Source organism: Bordetella sp. FB-8 (assembly GCF_000382185.1).
In the GTDB taxonomy this organism is placed as follows: Bacteria; Pseudomonadota; Gammaproteobacteria; order Burkholderiales; family Burkholderiaceae_B; genus Bordetella.
In genome coordinates this window covers 420,198-439,340 of sequence record NZ_KB907784.1, presented here as the reverse complement: position 1 = coordinate 439,340, position 19,143 = coordinate 420,198, and the positions used below count along the sequence as shown (strand labels likewise).

General features: G+C 66.5%; 17 protein-coding genes. 2 read left to right on the top strand and 15 right to left on the bottom strand.

The genetic code is table 11. The annotated features are described in order from the left end of the window. Positions 1-32: 32 nt before the first annotated feature. The 11 genes from H143_RS0102175 to H143_RS0102125 form a co-directional block, all read right to left on the bottom strand. The gene (locus H143_RS0102175; protein ID WP_019936580.1) at positions 33-1,082 is read right to left on the bottom strand and encodes a branched-chain amino acid ABC transporter permease; all 1,050 of its coding nucleotides are present in this window, start codon (positions 1,080-1,082) and stop codon (positions 33-35) included. A 22-nt stretch (positions 1,083-1,104) separates the two neighbouring features. Then, complete coding sequence (locus tag H143_RS0102170) at positions 1,105-2,253, bottom strand: ABC transporter substrate-binding protein (RefSeq protein ID WP_019936579.1); 1,149 nt, start codon at positions 2,251-2,253, stop codon at positions 1,105-1,107. Between the two features lie 72 nt (positions 2,254-2,325). Then, positions 2,326-3,114: a cyclase family protein gene (locus H143_RS0102165; RefSeq protein ID WP_019936578.1), complete on the bottom strand. Its 789-nt coding sequence runs from the start codon at positions 3,112-3,114 to the stop codon at positions 2,326-2,328. Between the two features lie 109 nt (positions 3,115-3,223). Then, entirely contained in the window at positions 3,224-4,465 is a 1,242-nt protein-coding gene (locus tag H143_RS0102160) for an SDR family NAD(P)-dependent oxidoreductase (RefSeq protein WP_019936577.1), read from the bottom strand. Then, positions 4,462-5,628 carry a thiolase family protein gene (locus tag H143_RS0102155; protein ID WP_019936576.1) on the bottom strand — a complete coding sequence of 389 codons (1,167 nt, stop codon included), beginning with the start codon at positions 5,626-5,628 and terminating at the stop codon, positions 4,462-4,464. The genes H143_RS0102160 and H143_RS0102155 overlap by 4 nt, the downstream gene beginning before the upstream one ends. After that, the gene (locus H143_RS0102150; RefSeq protein WP_019936575.1) at positions 5,628-7,340 is read right to left on the bottom strand and encodes an AMP-binding protein; all 1,713 of its coding nucleotides are present in this window, start codon (positions 7,338-7,340) and stop codon (positions 5,628-5,630) included. Before H143_RS0102150 ends, H143_RS0102155 begins: the two co-directional genes overlap by 1 nt. Before the next feature lie 16 nt (positions 7,341-7,356). Further along, positions 7,357-7,848: an aromatic-ring-hydroxylating dioxygenase subunit beta gene (locus tag H143_RS0102145; protein WP_019936574.1), complete on the bottom strand. Its 492-nt coding sequence runs from the start codon at positions 7,846-7,848 to the stop codon at positions 7,357-7,359. Then, on the bottom strand, positions 7,845-9,170 hold the full coding sequence (locus tag H143_RS0102140) for an aromatic ring-hydroxylating dioxygenase subunit alpha (protein WP_019936573.1): 1,326 nt from the start codon (positions 9,168-9,170) through the stop codon (positions 7,845-7,847). The genes H143_RS0102145 and H143_RS0102140 overlap by 4 nt, the downstream gene beginning before the upstream one ends. Positions 9,171-9,191: 21 nt before the next feature. After that, the gene (locus tag H143_RS0102135; RefSeq protein ID WP_019936572.1) at positions 9,192-10,154 is read right to left on the bottom strand and encodes a PDR/VanB family oxidoreductase; all 963 of its coding nucleotides are present in this window, start codon (positions 10,152-10,154) and stop codon (positions 9,192-9,194) included. Between the two features lie 22 nt (positions 10,155-10,176). Then, a complete protein-coding gene (locus H143_RS0102130; protein ID WP_026349637.1) occupies positions 10,177-11,742 on the bottom strand; it encodes an indolepyruvate oxidoreductase subunit beta family protein in 1,566 nt (521 codons plus the stop codon). Between the two features lie 20 nt (positions 11,743-11,762). Continuing rightward, a complete protein-coding gene (locus tag H143_RS0102125) occupies positions 11,763-14,054 on the bottom strand; it encodes an indolepyruvate ferredoxin oxidoreductase subunit alpha (protein WP_019936570.1) in 2,292 nt (763 codons plus the stop codon). Between the two features lie 190 nt (positions 14,055-14,244). Between H143_RS0102125 and H143_RS0102120 the strand changes: the two genes are divergently transcribed. Continuing rightward, positions 14,245-14,718, top strand: a complete 474-nt coding sequence (locus H143_RS0102120; protein ID WP_019936569.1) for a MarR family winged helix-turn-helix transcriptional regulator — start codon at positions 14,245-14,247, stop codon at positions 14,716-14,718. A gap of 19 nt (positions 14,719-14,737) precedes the next feature. Here H143_RS0102120 and H143_RS19780 read toward each other — a convergent pair whose 3' ends face one another. Genes H143_RS19780 through H143_RS0102105 form a run of 3 tightly spaced genes read right to left on the bottom strand, consistent with a single transcriptional unit; the run spans position 14,738 to position 17,013 of the window. After that, complete coding sequence (locus H143_RS19780; protein ID WP_019936568.1) at positions 14,738-15,211, bottom strand: hypothetical protein; 474 nt, start codon at positions 15,209-15,211, stop codon at positions 14,738-14,740. Positions 15,212-15,217: 6 nt separating this feature from the next. Next, positions 15,218-16,450, bottom strand: a complete 1,233-nt coding sequence (locus H143_RS19775) for an MFS transporter (protein WP_033365855.1) — start codon at positions 16,448-16,450, stop codon at positions 15,218-15,220. After that, the gene (locus H143_RS0102105) at positions 16,447-17,013 is read right to left on the bottom strand and encodes an isochorismatase family protein (RefSeq protein WP_019936566.1); all 567 of its coding nucleotides are present in this window, start codon (positions 17,011-17,013) and stop codon (positions 16,447-16,449) included. The genes H143_RS19775 and H143_RS0102105 overlap by 4 nt, the downstream gene beginning before the upstream one ends. Positions 17,014-17,222: 209 nt before the next feature. Between H143_RS0102105 and H143_RS0102100 the strand changes: the two genes are divergently transcribed. Beyond that, on the top strand, positions 17,223-17,840 hold the full coding sequence (locus H143_RS0102100; RefSeq protein ID WP_019936565.1) for a TetR/AcrR family transcriptional regulator: 618 nt from the start codon (positions 17,223-17,225) through the stop codon (positions 17,838-17,840). Between the two features lie 22 nt (positions 17,841-17,862). Here the strand turns inward: H143_RS0102100 and H143_RS0102095 are convergent, their stop codons facing one another. Further along, positions 17,863-19,095, bottom strand: a complete 1,233-nt coding sequence (locus tag H143_RS0102095; protein ID WP_019936564.1) for an alpha-hydroxy acid oxidase — start codon at positions 19,093-19,095, stop codon at positions 17,863-17,865. Positions 19,096-19,143 lie beyond the last annotated feature (48 nt).

The window sequence follows — 19,143 nt, the reverse complement described above, 5'->3', positions numbered from 1 at the left end:
GGGGAGCGTGTGCTTGAGGGGGGGCGGCGCGTTCATGCTTGCTCCTCCTCTTCCTCGACGTGCCGGCTCTTGAGCGAGCGCCAGAGCAGCACGGGGATGATCAGGGTGAAGACGATGACGCCCTTGTACGCGCTGGCGTAGAACGAGGAAAACGATTCGATCAGGCCGACCAGCAACGAGCCGGCCGCGGCGGCCGGATAGCTGACCAGGCCGCCGATGATGGCGCCGACGAAACCCTTCAGGCCCAGCAGGAAGCCCGAGTCGAAATACAAGGTGGTGATGGGGGCGATGAGCAGCCCCGAGACGGCCCCGACCAGGGCCGCGAAGAAGAAGGTGATCTTGCCGGCGAACGTGGGCGAAATGCCCATGAGCCGGGCGCCGACCCGGTTGTAGGCCACGGCGCGCAGGGCCTTGCCGTACATGGTGCGGCCGAAGAACAGATAGAGCGCGACGATCAGCAGGATGGACACCAGCACGACGCACGCGGCCTGGCCGTTGATGCGCAAGGTGCTGCCCAGCGAGAGCGTGGCGTCGACGAAGGGCGTGGTGCGGCCGCCGTCGGCGCCGAAGGCCAGCAGGCCCAGGCCTTGCAGCGCCAGGTGCAGGGCGATGGAAACGATCAGCAGCACCAGCGGCGAGGCGGTGGCGATGGGCTGGTAGAACAGCCGGTAAATCTGCGGCCCCATCGGCACGACCAGGGCCAGCGTGAGCAGAGCCTGAACCGCCATGGGCAGCGAGGCCAGCGGCAATAGATGGAACAGCGCCGCCAGCGCGAAGGGATAGGCCAGCTTGCACAGCCAGAGCACGGACACGCGCACGCGCCCGGCTCGCTTGTATATCGTCCACAGATCGGCCAGCGCTTCGCAGAGGGCGAAGGCCATCAGCAGCCACACCAGCGCCGCCGGCTTGCCGGCCTGGATGGCCGCCATGGTCAGCGCGCTGTAGGCCGCGAATTCGCCCTGCGGGATGAAGAGCACCCGCGTGACAGTGAACACCAGCAAGATGGACAAGGCCAACAGCGCGTAGATCGCGCCGTTGGTCAAGCCGTCTTGTGCGAGTAGCAGAACGATCTGTGCATTCATAGGTATGAACCTGGAGGTCGTCTTACTTGAGCAGCGTCCAGTGGCCGTTCTTGACCGTGATCAGTTCGCGCCCGCGCTTGTCGAAACCGCTGTGGTCTTCGGGCGTCATGTTGTAGACCCCCTGCGTGCCGACCAGCTCCTTGGTCTGCTCCAGGGCGTCGCGCAGCGCGCTGCGGAATGCCTTGGTGCCGGGCTTGCCCGATTTTTCGGCGATGGGAATGGCGTGTTCGAGCAGCAGACCGGCATCGTAGACGTTGGCGCCGAAGGTGGCCGGTTCGTGGCCGTAGAGCTTCTTGTAGGCGTCGACGTATTTCTCGGCGACGGCCTTGGACGGGTTGCTGTCGGAAATCTCGGGCAGCACCAGCATCAGGCTGGCGGCCAGGATGGTGCCGTTGACTTCCTTGCCGCCCAGTTTGAGGAAGGCATCGAGCGCGGCGCCATGGGTCTGGTAGAACTGGCCCTTGTAGCCCTGGTCGACCAGGGTCTTCTCGGGCAGCACGCTGGCGCCGCCCGGCGCGGCCACCAGCACGGCCTGCGGGTTGGCGGCCAGGATGTGCAAGGCCTGGCCGGTGACCGAGGTGTCGACGCGGGAGAAGCGTTCGTTGGCGACGATCTTGATGCCGGCCTTTGCGGCCAGTTCGCTCGTGACCTTGTACCAGTTCTCGCCGAAGGGATCGGACAGACCGATAAAGCCCAGCGTCTTGATGCCGCTCTTGCTCATCTGGTCGATCAGCGCCTGGGCGATGAGGCCGTCGTTCTGCGTGGTCTTGAAGACCCACTTCTTCTGCGGCGTCATGGGCAGCACCGCGGCGGCGGTGCCCACCGGGGCCAGCAGGGGCACGCCGGCCTCGGCCACGAACGGAATCACGGCCATGGCGTTGGGCGAGCCCGACGGTCCGATGATGGCGTCGACATGATCTTCGGAAATCAGCTTCTTGACGTCGGTGACCGAGGCCGTGGTGTCGCTGCCGTCGTCCAGCGAGATGTATTGCACCGTCAGGTCGCCGATCTTGGTCGGCAGCAGCGGCACGGTGTTCTTCTGCGGGATGCCGACCAGCGCCGTGGGGCCGGTTGCCGAGGTAACCACCCCGATCTTGACCTGGGCCATGGCCGGCAGGCTGAAGAGAGCTGCGACGGCCGTGGCGGCCAGGGTCAGTTTCATGGACTTCATGACAAATCCTCCAGTCTTATCGGTAAGTGATGCTGCGGGAAATGGATACTGCGATGAAAAGGAAAAGCGGGTTCAAGACTTGCCCGGCACCATGGCCAGCACGCGCAGCGGGCTGCCCGAGCCATGCCGGATCTTCAGCGGCGCGGAGAAGATTACCGCACCGGTGGGTGGCAGCTGGTCCAGGTTGGTCATGCACTGCAGGCCGTAGCGGCTGTTGCCGTGCATGAAGTAGTGGCAGGGAAAGGGCGGATCGAAGTGCATGGCCTGGCCGGCGTCGGTGCCGACCGATTCGGTGCCGAAACCGTGCACGTCGCGTTCCTTGATGAGCCAGGGCACGACCTGGGCGTCCGGGCCGGGCGTGTGCTGGCCGTCGGACTGCATGTTCAGGTAGTCCACCGCCTTGTCGCGCTTGGACCAGTCGGTGCGCATGAATACCCATGCGCCGGCCGGGATGCGGCCGTGGCGGGCTTCCCATTGCTCGACGTAGTCGATGGTGAGCAGGAAGTCGGGATCGCCGGAGCTGGGCCCGGAGCAGTCGATCACGCAGGCGCTGGCGACGAAGGCCGAGAGCGGGACGGTGTCGACGGTATTGTCGGGCAGGTCCTTGCCCGAAACCCAGTGCACCGGCGCATCGAAGTGCGTGCCGGTGTGCTCCGAGCACGAGAAGTTGTTCCAGTACCAAGCCGGCCCGCGCTCGTCGTAGCGCGAGATCTCTTCGATGCGAAAGGGCCAGGCCTGGCCGAATTCCGGCGGCAGCACGATGGTGGGAAATTCCGGCGTCAGCGTTTCGGTGAGATCGACGATGCGTATCCCGCCGTTGGCCAGCGCGCCCATGAACTGGGCGAGGATTTGTGCGCTCATGTCAGCTCCGCCGGGCCGCTCGCAAGGAGTTGACGCGCCCCTTCGGGGGGCAACGAGCATAGTGAGTGTGGGGGTCGTTTCATCTCGCTTCCTTATGTGAGGGGTGGGCTCAGGCGCCCAGTTCGCGTTCGAGTCCCTTGGGGTTTTCGGCCAGGCGCTCGCGGAATTCCTTGGCCACGTCGCCCACGTAGACTTCTTCCAGGCCGTCCTTGAGCGCGCCGACGATGGCCTGGGCCACCGCCTTGGGCGCCACGCGCGGCGGCGGCGTCAGTTGCTCCCACTCGTGGTCGAGCGGGCCGGGAAAGACATTGAGCACGCGCACGCCCGAAGGCCGCATCTCGGCGCGCAGCCCCTGCGCCAGCGACAGCGCGGCCGCCTTGGAGGCCGACCAGACGGCGCGCGCCGGCAGGTTCATCTGCGCATAGATGGACAACACGTTGACCCAGGCCACGGCGTTGCGCGTGCCGTCGGCGGCGCGGGCGCACAGGGCCGGGCCGAAGGCATGGGCCAGCCGCATCATGCCCAGCACATTGATGTCGAACAGATTGCGCGCGGTGTTGACGTCCCGGGCGTGCAGCAGGCCACCCTCGCGTTCCATGTCGGCGGTGTTGACCAGGATCTCGACCTTGCCGCCGTACTCGCCGGCGGCGCGCTCGAGCGAGTCGGTGTCGGTGACATCCAGCGGGACCACTTTGATGCGCGGGTCGGCCGCCAGCTTCTCGAAGGCCGGCACCTTGCGCCAGAGCTGGGGGTCACCCAGGATGACTTCGGTGGCGCCCGCATCGAGCAGGGCTTGCGTCACGGCCATGCCCACGGCCGACTTGCCGTCGGTGACCAGCGCGCGGCGCAACTTCGGGTCGCAGGCGGTTTCGCGCAGGATCTTGTCGTCTTCCATATTGGGGGTGCTCTCGGTTGGCAGGGCCAGCATGACGGCCTGGCCGGCGCGGTCCAGTTTCAAGACCAGCCGGACGTCGTCGCCGTCGGCCAGGTCGCCGTGCACGTGGGCCACCACGGACGGGCCGGCCTGCATGCGCACGGTGCCGACGCGCCAGGGCAGGCGTTCGCGGAAATACAGGTCGTTGCTGTGATGCAGGGTCGTGCTCACCAGCAGGCTGCCCAGGGGCGATACGGGCTTCCAGGGCAAGTGCTCGGACAGGCAGTGCACGCAGACTTCGCGCGGCGGATACTGCACGGTGCCGCACTCGGCGCATTGCTGCAATTCGAAGCGGCCCTCGGCCGCGGCGGCCGTCAGGCCCAATGCGCTGCGGCTGCGCGCGCCCGGCGGGCGCGTGGGTTGGCGGCTGCGGGCGACGGGGTCTTTCTTGGGGGGATTGCGCAAGGCCTGCGTCATTTTGCAATCCCCAGAATAGCCGCCGCGGTGCACAGCCCGCGGTCGTAGTTGATCATGCCGAAGCCGCTCACCAGGCCGATGCGGGCGCCGGCCACTTGTGTTCCACCCGCCGTGTTGCTGAGCTGGCGCAGCGCTTCGACCATGCCCAGGTAGCCGCCGGCGGCGCCGGCCTGGCCGACCGATAGCTGGCCGCCGCTGGTGTTCAAGGGCAGAGTGCCGTCCACGGTGAAGGTGTTGCGGCGCACGTAGTCGGGCGCCTCGCCCTTGGCGCATAAACCGAGATCTTCGATCTGCATGAAGTTGATGACGGGGTAGTCGTCGTAGGCCTGCATGAAGTCGATGTCGGCGGGCGCGGCGCCGGCCTGGGCATACAGCTCGTCCACATCCATGGTCCAGCCGCCGCGCGTCTGGATGGGGTCTTCGTGCCAGGCATTGTGGCGTTCGATGGTGCCCAGGATGCGGGCATAGGGCAGGCCCAGGTCCCGGGCGCGCCTTTCTTCCATGACCAGGAACCCCTCGGCGCCGGCGCAGGGCATCACGCAGTCGAACAGGTGAATGGGATCGGTGATGACGCGTGCTTGCAGATATTGATCGAGCGTCAGCGGCTTTTTCATGAGCGCGTGCGGGTAGCGCATTGCATTCTCGCGCTGGGCCACGCAGAGCTTGCCGAAGTCCTCGCGCGTGGCGCCGTAGGCGCGCATGTAGTGCGCCGTGAGCAGCGCGAAGCTGGCGTTGGGGCCGCCCGCGCCGTAGGGATACACGCCGTCCTGCGCGAAGCGCGAGAACTGGCTGACCGTGTTGCGGAAGGAGTCGACGTGATTCGTGTCGCCCGCGATGCATGCGACCACGTCGGCGTCGCCCGCCTGCACGGCGCGGGCCGCGCGGCGCAAGCCCACCACGCCGCTGGCGCCGCCGGTGGGGATGTGATCGAGCCAGCGCGGGCTCATGCCCAGATGCTGCATCAGGCCCACGGCGGTGTCGGGGGCGAGGGTGAAGCTCGATACGCAGACCCCGTCGACGGCGTCCTTGGGCAGGCCGGACTGGCGCACCAGCGCGCCCAAAGCGCGGCCCAGCCACCCGTGGGCCGCGTGCGTCGAATAGCGCTGGTAGGGGATGGTAACGGGCAGGGCCGCAACAACGCCGTCATAGCTCTGGCGCGCCATTAGTGCGCCCCTTCCTGGCGCTTTGCGCCGCCGGGCCGCGCCGAAGCGGAAAGGTCCCCTTGGGGGGCAGCGAGTCCATCGGATGCGGCGTGGGGGCGTTTCTTGAGCGCGGTGGTGTCGACGCAGTTGGACTGGCCCAGGTAGGTGGGCGCGAGCTTTTTCATCTCGCCGCGCTGGATTTTGTTGGTGGTGGTGAGCGGCAGGGCGTCGACGAAGACCACGTAGCCGGGCACTTTGTAATAGGCCAGTTCTCCCAGGCTCCATTGCACCAGGTCGCGCGCGGCCGCCGTCAGATCGCCGGGCATGGACTCGGGAACGATGCAGGCCAGCACCTCGTCGCCGCGCAGGGCGTCCGGCACGGCGGCCACCGCCACGGTCTTGACCAGGGGGTGGTTGAGCAGGAGGGTTTCCACTTCCACCGCCGAGATGTTCTCGCCGCTGCGGCGGATGACGTTCTTCTTGCGGTCGACGAAGCGGATCATGCCGTCGGCGTCGCGGCGCACCAGGTCGCCGGTGTGGAACCAGCCGCCCGCCCAGGCTTCGTCGGTGGCCTGCGGATCTTTGAGATAACCGGCAAAGAAACCGAAGCGCGGGTTGTCGCCCGCGTGGCGCACCAGCAGTTCGCCGGGTGCGCCGACGGCGGCATCCTGGCCGTCCTCGGCCACGATGCGCACCTCGACATCGGGCTCCTGCGTGCCGATGCTGCTGCTGCCCACGAAGCGCGGTTCCCGGGTGGCGCCGATGACTGCGCCGTTGCCGGTCTCGGTCATGGCCCAGGCCTCGATCAGCGCAAAGCCGAAGCGTTCTTCGAAGGCGGCATGCAGCGAGCGCTCGACGCCGGCGCCAAAGCCGAAGCGCACCTCGTGTCTGCGGTCGTCGGGGCTGGGGGCCGCCTTCATGAGAATGGCCGGCATTACGCCCAGGTAATGGACCACGGTGGCGCGCGAGCGGCGCACGCTGTCCCACCAGGTCTTGGGATGGAAGCGGTCGAGCACGATGAGGCAGCCGCCGGTGGTGATCATGGCCAGGGTCGAGACGGCTTTGGCGTTCATGTGCACCATGGGCAGGGGCGTGATCATGCGCTCTTGGCCATCGCGCAATGTGCACAGGCCGCCGATCGTGGCGTACCAGTTGCCGCATTGCAGGTAGTACTCGTTGGTGAGGATGCAGCCCTTGGGACGGCCGGTGGTGCCCGAGGTATAGAGCAGGCCGCACTCGGTGGCGGTGCCTAGGGGCTGGCCGGCCAGCGGCGCGGGCGTCAGCGCGGGCGGGGGCGCGTCGTCCGCGCCGACGGCCTGCAGCGGCCGGCCGGCGCGCTGCGCGGCCTGTTTCAGGCCGGCATGCCGCTCGGGCAGGGCTACGGCCAGGATCAGTTCGGAATGGCCGATCAGGTATTCCAGTTCGGCGGCGCGCAGATCGGCATTGATGGGCACGACGGACACGCCCAGCGCGTTCAGCGCGAACCAGTGCAGGAAAAAGGCCGGGCGATTCTCCAGCAGCAGGCCTACGCGATGGCCGTGGCCGTAGCCCGCGGCGGCGTAGGCCTGGCGCAGGCGATCGATGCGAACCAGCGCGTCGGCGTAGCTCAGTTCGCCGGCCAAGATGCCGTAGGCCTCGGCGGTTTCGGGCAGGACACACAGGAAAGGATTCTTGCCCCACTTGGCAGCGGTGCCGCAAAAAACCTCGTAAACCGTTTTGGCGCTCACAGACATTCCCTTGGATACCGTCTTACATCAAAAGCTGGATATTGCCGAAGGCCGCTTCGCAGTTCACCAGGTCGACCTGTTTGAAGCGGATTTTCAGCTGGCCGTCTTCCTCGGCCAGGTGGTGCGTGGCCCAGCCGGCATACAGTACCTGCTCGTCGCCGCGCGTCTCTACGTAATGGAACGCCGTGCGCGTGACATAGCAGCCTTGCTCGGGCCGGTGCTCGGCGTGGCCGGTTTCGATGGACGGCATCTGCAGCAGATGATGGCAGCGGCTCCTGGGCTGCTGCGAGAACGTGCGCTGCCCGGCCAGGCGTTCGACGCGCACGCGCAAAAGCAGCTTGTTCTCGTGCATCAGCGAGGTGTGCAGGCGCGCGTCGGGCTGGCCGTGCGTGAGCGGCATCCAGTACCAGGCGTCATCGCTGTAGAGATCGAGCCAATCGTCGAATTTTTGCTCGTCGATCAGACGCGCTTCGCGATAGACGAAGGCGACGAGTTGTTGGTCGGTGCGGCTCATTTCGCGCCCTCCGTCATATAGCGGGCCCAGGCGCGGTACTGGTTGCGCATCTGCCCTTCGCTGGTGCCGTTGACGACTTCGTTCTCGCGCCCGGTCTCGCCGGGTTCGAGCAGGCGAGCCACGTTGACCCAATCGCGGGTGCGCGCGTGCGAGAGGCCCTGCTGGGCGCGTTCGTACATTTCGAGGTCGTCGTGTCCGACCATGGAGGTCGGCGCGTTGATGAGGCGGTTATACATGGTGGTGCGCTCGAGCAGCATGTCGGGAGCGCCCACCAGACGGAAGGTCCACGATTCCACCAGCGTGCGGTCGGCCGCCAGCGGCCTGAAGATGCGCAGGATCTGGATGGGGCCCTTGACCATAATGTGCGGGAACAAAATGGTGTTGTGCCGCGTTTCGCCCAGGATCTGTTGTGCGCGCTCTTCGCCGTAGGCGGCGACCATCGAATCCCAATAGCCGGGAATGTGCGAATAGTTGGAGTGGATCGACCCCGACACGCCGGTATGGCCGTGTCCGTTCTTCCAGACGCGGATGCCGGTGTTCTCGTAGAACTCATAGGGCGAAATGAAGGGCGCGAAAAGTTCCACGGCCATGGGCTTGGGCGTGCCTTCGGGCGCCTCCTGCCAGACGCGCACCGCGGTGCCCGCCGAGGATTCATGCGCCACCATGGGGTGGCAGGTGTCGGTCTGGTTGTCGACCAGCATCTTCCAGTTGCAGCGGTGCATGTAGCGCAGCACGCCGCCGGCTACCTCCAGCTTTCCCTCGGGCGAGCGGTCGACCATATTGTCGAGGGTGCTGAGCGATTCGCCGAAGAAGTCCTCGAAGGATTCGCCGGTCGCGCTCAGGCGGCAGAAGACAAAGCCGCGGTAGTTGCGCACAGCAGCTACCGCCTCCAGGCCCCGGCTGGCTTCCATGTCATCGAATCCGGTATTTTCGTAGCCTTTCTTGATCGGCACCGACAGCAGGCTGCCGTCGGTCTTGAAGGTCCAGGCGTGATAAGGGCAGCGGAAGAACTTGCCGGTGTTGCCGTGGCCCTCGGGCGCGACCTGCACGCCCTTGTGGGCGCAGCGGTTGTACAGCACGCGAATGCTCTGGTCGCCGTGACGCACCATGATCACCGACTGGTCGCCCACGGTGGTGGTGTAGAAGTCGCCGGGCTTGGGTACCTGGCTTTCGTGGCCCACGTAGACCCAGGTCACGGCGAACAGGCGCTCCATCTCGATCTGGTAGAGCTCCTGGCTGATGAACAGGTCCTTGTGGACCTGCGTGTCCTGCACCAGGTCGCGGATGGCCTGGGGATTGCCGCGGTAGGTGGGCTCAGGCATGGGATGGCTCCTCGATACGTCTTACAGATCCAGCACCAGGCGGCCCGACTTGGCGCGCGAGACGCAGATCTGGATGACATTGCCCTTGGCTTTTTCGGCCTCGGACAGGTAGTAGTCGCGGTGGTCGGGCGTGCCTTCGAGCACGGTGGCCTGGCAGACCCCGCATTCGCCGCGCTTGCAGTCGTACATGGGATCGCAGCCGGCTTCTTCGAGCACTTCAAGAATGGTCTTGTCGGCGGGGATGGTGAACACCTTGCCGGATTGCTTGAGATCGACCTCGAAGGCGCCGTCGCCGGCCTGCGGCACGGCAGCGGTGAAGAGTTCGAAATGCACGCGTCTGCTGTCCCAGTCGCGCGCTTTCGCGCCGGCGATGACCGCGTCGATCAACCCTTTGGGGCCGCACACGTAGACGTGTTCGCCGGCTGGGGCGGCGTCGAGCAGGGCATCGAGATGGAAGGCCGAGTCAGGGTCGTCGTCGGCGTGGATGACCAGCCTGTCGCCGGCCAGCGCCCGCAACGCGTCGACGAAGGCCAGCTGGCTCCGGCTGCGGCCGCTGTAGTGCAGGGTGTAGTGGCTGCCCTTGCTGGCGAGCGAGGCCGCCATGCTGGCGATGGGCGTGATGCCGATGCCGCCGGCGATCAGCACGGTGCTGCCGGGATGGTCCGCCAGGGGGAATTCATTGGCCGGGCCTTGTGCGGTGATGACCTCACCTACTTTGAGCGCGTGCATGTAGCGCGAGCCGCCCTGGCTGTTTTCTTCGAGGCGCACGCCCAGGCGGTACTGCGCGGGGGCGCCGAAGGGTTCGCTGCCGGTATTGATCAGCGAGTAGTTGCGCGGATCGTGCAGGCCGGGTACCTGGACCTTGATGTGCGCGCCGGGGCTGTAGGCCGGCAGGACACCGCCGTCGGCGCTTTCCAGCCGGAAGGAGCGGATCAGGGGGGATTCCTGGCGGACTTCGCGGACGATGAGCTTGAGGGTATGCATGGCGTGGCTTTCGTGAGGACGATCAGGCCGTCCTGGCGGCCGAGGGGGGGTGCAGTTTTTCGGCGGCCTGGCGTTCCAGCGGGGCGCACTGGACCTCGGCCAGTGCCGTGGCGCGCAGTTCGCGCACGGCCTGCGCGGCGTCGGGGCGGCCCAGCATTGCTTCGGCGGTCTGGATCAGGGTGCGGTACTTGCCGCCGCCGCGCACATGGGTGTCGCTATAGCCCTTGACCAGGCGGCGACACTCCACCACTTCGACGGCGAGCGCATAGTCGCGCGGCGCGATCCGGGCGACCAGGGCCAGCCATTGCGCAAGGCTGGCCGCTTCGGATTGATGGCGCAGCGTGCCGCGGCGCCAGCGGCGCATGCCAGCCATGCAATAGAGCGAGAGAAAGCCCAGGAGTTTGCCGCTTTGCAGGCGCTTGCCTCGGACCAGGCGGCGTTCGATGAACTTGCCCAGCGGCGCGTTTTCCAGCCAGCGGCCCATTTTCGTGGGCAGGGTGCCGCAGATTTCTTCCAGGCGCGGATGCATGAAGTCGACGATGTAGAGCTGCTGCCCTTCCTTGACGCCGGCTTCCTGTCCCACGCGCGCAAAGCGTGCGCCGCGGGTCTTGAGGTCGGCTACGCGGATGACGTCGTCGTAGCTCATGGCCACGGCCACGTAGCGCGCGGCCGAGCGGGTCAGCGCCCAGTCCGCTGTCTCGCCGCCGTACTGCGCATCGAGCTGGTGGATGGTGGCCATGTGTTCGAGGTATTCATGGGCGTAGGCCAGGTCCTGGTAGTCGATCAGGCGGCGCAGGCCGGCCACCAGCATGGGGCGGGCCTGCGCTGCAAAGCCGGTGTGCACGCGGTCCAGCAGCGCCTGCACGCGCTTGTTCGAGGCCGCCATGGGGACGTCGGGCTCGGGGTGGGTGAGATCGATGGAGGGGGCGCTGGCCGGCGCATTGGCGGCGCCGTCCAAGCCGAGCGAAAAGGCGCGCAGGCTGGCCTCGACGCCGACGCCGGCGCGGCGGATGGTGGCTTCGAATTCGTCCCGCGTGAAGGGCAGGGCCTTGCTGCCGGCGATGGCGCCGAACAGGCTGGCGCTGATCACGCTGCCGGCTTTCTCCGCGGTGGCTTGCAGGTCGAAGCAGATGAAGCGCTTGGCGGCATCGCGGGCGACCTCTATTACCTTGTTGGGATCGGCGATGCCGTTGCCGGGCGCGGTCTTCTCGTCGATGGCGTAGCTGCGGTGCGAGGAGCTGATGAGCACGCTGCGGTCGGGCGTGACCAGGCCGCGCTGCATGGCGCGGCCGGCTTCCATCAGCTCGGCTGCGACGATCAGGTCGACGTCGCCGGGCGTGGGCATGAGCGCCAGCGTCGGGCCGTGGCCGGCGCGCGCGATGTCCTCGGCTGGCACGATTTCCAGGTAATAGATGGTGGCGCCGGTGCGCTGCGCCACGCCGGGCACCGAGGTGGTCTGCGCCCACCAACCGGCATGCTCGGCCATGTCGACGATCCAGTCGGCCAGCACGCCGCCGCCCTGGCCGCCCATGGCCAGCACGGCGATCTTGATCGGGTTGGAGGGAATCAGGTTTGCCGTGGAATCCATGATGAGGTCCAGATCCTTGCTTACAGCGCGTAGCGGGCCAGCCGGGCCGCGCGGCGGCGCTGCAGAAAGCCGATGACCGCGCCGCGCGCGCGCGCGGCGTAGCGGTCCCATTTGGTGGGGTTGTGCACGACATCGGCGCGGTAGAACGATGGGCAGAGCACGGCGGCGTCCGCGACTTCGCCGCAATTGCCGCAGCCCACGCAGCTGCTGTCCACCGAGGCCACGGGGTCGACCTTGAGCGGATCGCCGCTGTCCTTGAGCGACAGCGAGGGGCAGCCGGAAAGGCGGATGCAGGCGTGGTCGCCCGAGCACACGTCGGCGTCCACGCCGAAGCGCTCCTTGACCCTGCGCTTGCCTTCCTTGACCGCCTTGTTGAAGGCCGGCTTGACGCGGCGCTGCTTGTTCAGCATGCATTCGGACTGCGCAATGATGACCTTGGGGCCGGCGGCGTCGGTGGTGAGCGCCTCTTCGAGGATGGCGCGCGCGCGGGTCACATCGTAGGTGTGGTCGATGACCCGCAGCCATGCCACGCCCACGCCGCGCACCGCGGCCTCGATGGGGTTGTTGGTGACGCGCGTCGCGTTCTGTGCGCGCGAGGACAGGATGTCCTGGCCGCCGGTGGCCGAGGAATAGTAGTTGTCGACGATGACGATGACGCCGTCGTACTTGTTGAACACCGCGTTGCCGATGCCGGAAGTCAGGCCGTTGTGCCAGAAGCCGCCGTCGCCCATGATGGAGATGGCGCGCTTGGCGCCCTTGATGTTGAAGGCCGAATTGCTAGCCGCGCCCAGGCCGTAGCCCATCGTGGTGGCGCCCAGGTTGAAGGGCGGCAGGATGGAGAACAGGTGGCAGCCGATGTCGCAGCTGATGTGGTGTTCGCCCAGTTTTTCCTGCGCCAGCGTGATGGCCGAGAAGATGGGCCGTTCCGGGCAGCCCGTGCACAGGCCTGCAGGCCGCTGCGGCACAACCCTGGCCAGATCGGCGATGCGTTTGTGCAGCGTGATGGGCTGCTCGGCAGGGCGCGGGCGCGAGACCTCGGTGATCTCGGCTTGATTTTCGCCGCCGGGCTGCCCCAAGGCGGAAGCGGTCCCCTCGGGGGGCAGCAAGCCGCCAGGCGCGGCGTGCGGGCCTTTGTCAGCTGCTTGCGCGTCGGCGGCCACGGCACGGTGCGCGTGCAGGGCTTCGGGCTTCCATTGCTTCAGGAAAGCCTCGACGCCGCTGCGCAGCACGGTGGTGGTGTATTCGCCGGCCATGGGCAGGACATTCTTGCCCCACAGGGGCGTGGCAATGTCCGCCTTGCGCAAGATGGCGTGGATGTTCTGTTCGAGGTAGTCGGGCTGGCCTTCTTCGAGCAGCAGCACGGCTTTCTTGTCGCGGCAGAACGCGACGATTTCGCTGTCAATGACGGGATAGACCACGTTCATCACGTACAGCGGGACGCGGCTGTTGCCGAAGTGGTCGGCCAGGCCCAGCAGCTGCAGCGCGCGGATGGCGTTGTTGTAGACGCCGCCCTGCACGATCAGGCCGATGTCCCGCATGTCGCCGTCGAAGAACTCGTTGAGCTTGCGCGCCTTGATGAACTCGATCGCGGCGGGCCAGCGGGTCTTGACCTTTTCGTGCTCGTGCGCATAGGCGGCCGGCGGCAGCACGATGCGGCTGAGGTCGCGCCGGGGCGATTCCATGGCCTGGGCCAGGGTGTAGGCGGGGCGCTTGTTGTCCTTGGCGATAAAGCGGCCGTGCACATGGCAGGCGCGCACGCGCACCTGCATCATCACAGGGGTGTTGCTGGCCTCGGAAAGCTCGAAGGCGTCCTCGACCGACTTGACCATGGTTTCCAGGTTGGGGCGCGGATCGAGCAGCCACATCTGCGACTTCATGGCGAAGGCGTGAGTGCGCTCCTGCATGATGGAGGAGCCTTCGCCGTAGTCCTCGCCCACGATCACCACCGCCCCGCCCGTGACGCCGCCGGAGGCCAGGTTGGCCAGCGCGTCGGAAGCCACATTGGTGCCCACGGTGGACTTCCACGCCACCGCGCCGCGGATGGGATACATGACCGAGGCGGCCAGCGTGGCCGCCGCCGTGGCCTCGGATGCGCTGGTTTCCAGGTGCACGCCGAGCTCTTCGAGGATGTCGTTGGCATCCGAGAGCACGTCGATCAGGTGCGAGATGGGCGAGCCCTGGTAGCCGCCCACATAGGCGACGCCCGATTGCAGCAGCGCTTTGGTGATGGCAAGAATGCCTTCGCCGCGGAACTCCTCGCCGGCGCCGATGCGCAGTTGCTCGACTTCTTTCTTGAACGATCGCTCAGCCATGATTTTTTTCTCCCGGAAAACTACTTTAGGAGTCAACTTTTTAGATGTCAATTAAAAAGATGAATTTTCATGAAAATAAAAAATTATCTCGGTAAAACAAGGGTGTATATACTCGTTATCCATGCGAGAAATGATGCACCGCTCTTGTTCTTTCCGTGCACTTTTTCGTGATTCGTAAGGGTAAACACGGATGGAACACGGTGCGCAGCAGGACGTGAATCCGATGCCTTCGTTCATTGACGGCTATCTGCCCTATCTGCTGGCGCAGGTGAGCCACAGCATCTCGGCTGAATTCCATGTCCAGGCCCACGAGGCCGGTCTATCGGTGACGCAATGGCGCGTGCTGAGCAGCCTGTGCAGCAGCGGCGGCGGCATGACGATAGGCGAGCTGGCCTTTCATACCGTCACCAAGCAGCCCACGCTGAGCAAGGTGGTGCAGCGCATGGCGGTCGACGGCCTGGTGGCGCGCACCGATGTGCGTGCGGATCGGCGCCAGACGCGCGTTTCCTTGACGGCCAAGGGAGGCCGACTGGTCGAGGTCTTATGCCGGCAGGCGATGCAGCATCAGAGGGCGGTGCTGCAGCCCCTGGGCGAGGCGCGCGCCGCGGAATTGATGCAGATGCTGCGGACCTTGATGATGTCGCACGCGCTGCCGCCCGAATGAGATCGGACCCCAAGCCAGGTCAGGCTTGGTCGTCCTCGTCCTCGTCCTCGTCGTCTTCCAGCGGCGGCAGTTCTTCCTCTTCAAGCGAGAAGGGCAGTACTTCGGCCAGTACGTCCGACCACGCGCTTTCTTCGCCGTCCCTGTCGATCTTGACGAAGCGTTCGCCTTCGTTGGCAGAGAGTTGGATGGCCAGCAGATAGAGGCAGTCGTAGGCGTCGGCGCTTTCGGGCAGGCCGCCGCTCTGGCCCAGGAGACGCGCTTCCTTGCCGCCCAGATGCACATGCAGGCGGTCTTCGTCCGCGGCGGATTTGTCCTTTTCGTCCAGCGTCGAGCCGAAGGTGACCCATTCGGCGCCGTCTTCGTCCGTGTCCACTTCGGCCAGCACCGGACGGCCCAGGTACGCCGTCAAGGCGTCGGCCGTCTTGGCGAGCATGTCCAGCTCGGCTTGCGTGAAGCGCAGCGGGGCGGCGGGAGAGGAAGACTTTACGGTCATGGCGCGCTAGGTGGAAACCGGGGCCTGCATTGTAGTGCGGCGCAGGCTCTTCCAGAGCCGGTATCCCGCCAGCGCCGCGCCGAATCCGGAGAGCGCGGCCACGCCCAGGGCCCAGCGCGGCCCGAATTGATTGGCGACCCAGCCGACAAAGGGTGCGCCGATGGGCGTGCTGCCCATCAGCACGGCCATCAGGATGGCGATGACACGACCGCGCATGGCGGGTTCGGTGGACATCTGCACCAGGCTGTTGGTCGAGACCGTGATGGTCTGGGCCGCGATGCCCAGCACGACGAGCGTGGCGCCGAAGAGCCAGTAGGTCGGCATGAGCGCCGCGGCCGTGCATCCCAGGCCGAACAGGATGGCGCCGGCGTAGATCCAGCGCAGCCTGGGTCTTTCACGTCCCGCGGCCATCAGCGCGCCGCAGACCGAGCCCACGGCCATCATGGTAGTGAGCAGGCCGTAGCCGCTGGCGTTGGCATGAAAGGCCGTGACCGCCATGGTGGAAATGAAGATGGGGAAGTTCAGGCCGAACGCGCCGACCAGGAAGATCGTGAGCAGAAGGGCGCGCAGGTCGTCGCGCTGCCAGACATAGCGCAGGCCCGCGGCCAGGCTGCCGTGCCTGCCCTGGGCGCGCTCCTTGCGGGGATACAGCTGCGAGAGGTCAAGCCGCCGCAGGGCGACGAGGACCGCGACGAAGGAGGCGGCGTTCAGGACGAAGGCCCAGCCCGTGCCCGCCGCTGCAATGACCGTGCCCGCCAACGCGGGCCCCACCATGCGGGCCATGTTGAACGAGGTGGAATTCAGGGCCACGGCATTGGACAGATCCTGCTCACCCACGAGATCGGCCACGAAGGTCTGCCGCGCCGGCGTGTCGAAGGCGGTGGTGCAGCCCAGCGCGAGCGCGAAGCCGTAGACCTGCCAGAGCTGCGCCGCGCCACTCAGCACGAGCAGGCCCAGGCCCAGCGCGAGCAGGCCCATGAGGCCCTGGGTGCAGAGCAGCAGCTTGCGGCGGTCGAAGTGGTCGGCGGCATAGCCGGTCAGCCCGATCAGCAGCACCTGGGGACCGAACTGCAGGGACATGGTGATGCCGACGGCAGCGGCGTCGTGGTGCGTCAGCTCGGTCAGGACCAGCCAGTCCTGGGCGGTGCGCTGCATCCAGGAGCCGATGTTCGAAATCAGCGCGCAGCCGGCCCAGAGGCGGTAATTGCGCACGCGCAGCGAGCGGAACATGGGTTTCATGTTCGGGTGCGTTCAAGCAGGTCCAGGACTTCGCGGGTGGAACCGGTTTCGCCCAGGCGGGGGAAGATGCGCGTCAGGCTGTTCTGGTGGGCGTCGGTGTTCAGGTCGGTCATGGCGTCCACGGCCAGCGTCACGTTGTAGCCCAGCTCGTAGGCCTGGCGCGCGGTCGATTCGACGCCGATGCTGGTGGCGATGCCGCACAGCACGATCTGGGTGATGTCCAGGCTCCTGAGCTGGGCATCGAGGTCGGTGTGCATGAAGGCGCCCCAGGTGCGCTTGGTGACGAGGCGGTCCTGCGGCTGCCGCGCGATCTCGGGGATAAGGTCGGCCCAGTCGGGCGGCAGCGTGCCGGCGCGCCTTGCCTGTTCGGTGCGGCCCGGCGCGCCGCCCGCCACATTGACCAGCACCACGGGCAAGTCGTGCCTGCGGAATGCCTCGGCCAGTTCGGCGCAGCGTTCGATGACCGGCGCGGCCGGATGCGGCAGGGTGGGCAGGGCGACGACACCCTTTTGCAGATCGATGACGACCAGAGCGGTCTTGGGGTCGAGCGTGGTGAGCGGCATGGAAGGTATGGATATTCGGTTCGTTTAGGTAGGTTCCAAAATAGTAGAGAATGTCCTCGCATATTTCAAATCCAGGCCGCACGCATTGATTTCAATTTGTTTTTTTTGTTATTTTTATAGGATTTTTCATTCTTGATAAAATGCGAGGATAAATTGAATATTTCTCAAATTCTCGTCCTCTGGATTCGCGTCTCCCCGCCCGATCGACCATGGCCATTGCAGCAAGCTCCGACCCCGTAGCCGCCGGTACGCTGGCGCCCAAGCGCGAGCGCGGCCGCCAGCGCGTTCAGGCCATTATGTCGGCCGCCATGGAGGTGTTCGCCGAGAAGGGTTTCGATGCCGCGACGATGACCGAGATCGCGGTGCGGTCCGACACCGCCGTCGGCTCGTTGTATCGGTTTTTCTCTTCCAAGGAGGCGCTGGCCGATGCCTTGCTGCTGCGTTATACCCAGCACGCGGAGCAGGGGCTGGAAGAAATCAAGCGTCAGGTGCCCGGCCTGTCGGTCCAGAGTGTGGCCGGGTTGCTGGTCGATTTCATGGTGGCCTTGCAGACGCAGCGCCGCTACGCCCTGGTGCTGCTGGATGCGCGCGGCGGCAGCGGTGATCGCCGCACGCAGTTCCGGCGCGCGATACGGGCGGGCCTGGCCGCCATCCTGCGCAAGGTTTCGGATACGCTGACGCCGGCCCGGGCCCGGGCCATGGCGCCCGTGCTGTTGCATCTGCTCAAGGGGGTGTCCCTGGTGCGCGACGAGGAGCCGGCCGTGCAGGCCTCGCTCACGGGCGAGATCCGCGAGCTCGTGCGACTTTATTTGCTGTCGGTGCGTTAGGGCCGGTCCATCGGCTTGCCTTTCAGTCCCGTCCGCGCATGGACGGCGCGGCTCCTTCCTGTCCGCTCAGCATTCGGCCATGCCCCACCCAGCGCAGATAGCTGCCGTCCAGGCCGGCCACGCTGCAGCAGCCCAGCAAGCCGAGCGTGCGGTCGATTTCCGTCTTCAGGATGTGCAGGGCGCGCTCGACGCCCGGCTGGCCGGCGGCCGCCAGGCCCCAGGTCGTGGCCCGGCCGACCAGTACCGCGTCCGCGCCCAGGGCCATGGCCTTGAGTATGTCCGAGCCACGGCGGAATCCTCCGTCCAGCATCACGGCCAGCCTGCCGTCGACCTGGCGCACGACCTCGGGCAGCACGTCCATCGCGGATACCGCGCCGTCGAGCTGCCTGCCGCCATGGTTGGACAGAACGATGCCGTCCAGGCCGGCTTGCACGGCTTTCTGCGCATCCGGCGCGCACATCACGCCTTTGACCAGCAGCTTACCGGGCCAGAGGCCGCGCAGCCATGCGATGTCGTCCCAGGACAGGGACGGGTCCAACTGCCGGCCCAGGGTGACCGTGGCTCCCTTGACGCTGTTCTGGCCCGGCGGCAGCAGGTCGCCCAGATTGGCGAACCGCGGCATCCCGCTGGGCCACAGCACATTGGCCATCCAGCGCGGGTGGCACAGTACGTCGAGCTTGTTGCGCAGGGTCAGTTGCAAGGGTCTGGCGTAGTTGCGCAGGTCCCATTCGCGCTTGCCGAAGACGGCGCTGTCGGTGGTCACCACCAGCGCTTCGACGCCCGCGGCCTGCGCGCGCGCGGCAAGTTTGGCGACGGCGTCGCGCGAGCGGTACAGATAGACCTGCATCCAGATGCGTCCGCCCGCGCGCCGCACCACCTCTTCCAGCGCGACGGTCGACACATTGCTCAGCACGAAAGGCACCCCTGCGGCGGCGGCGGCGCTGGCCATCTTGACGTCGCCTTCGCGGAACATCATGCCGCTGTAGCCGGTCGGGCCTATCATAAAGGGGGCTTCGATGCGCTTGCCGAACAGTTCCGAGCTCGTGCTGCGCCGCGCGACGTTGACCAGCGTGCGCGGCACAAAGGCGATTTCGTCGAAGACGTCGCGGTTGCGCCGCAGGGTGGCTTCGTCGTCGCTGCCGCCCTCGATGTATTCAAAACAGAAATTCGGCAGCCGGCCGCGCGCCATTTCCCGCAGGTCGTCGATGCCGTGGGCGCGATCGACATCGCGCCCCGAATAAAAACGGCGTTTCAATTGCCAGCTCCTCGTGTTCCCGGTGCCCGATGCGGCATCGCCCGGCCC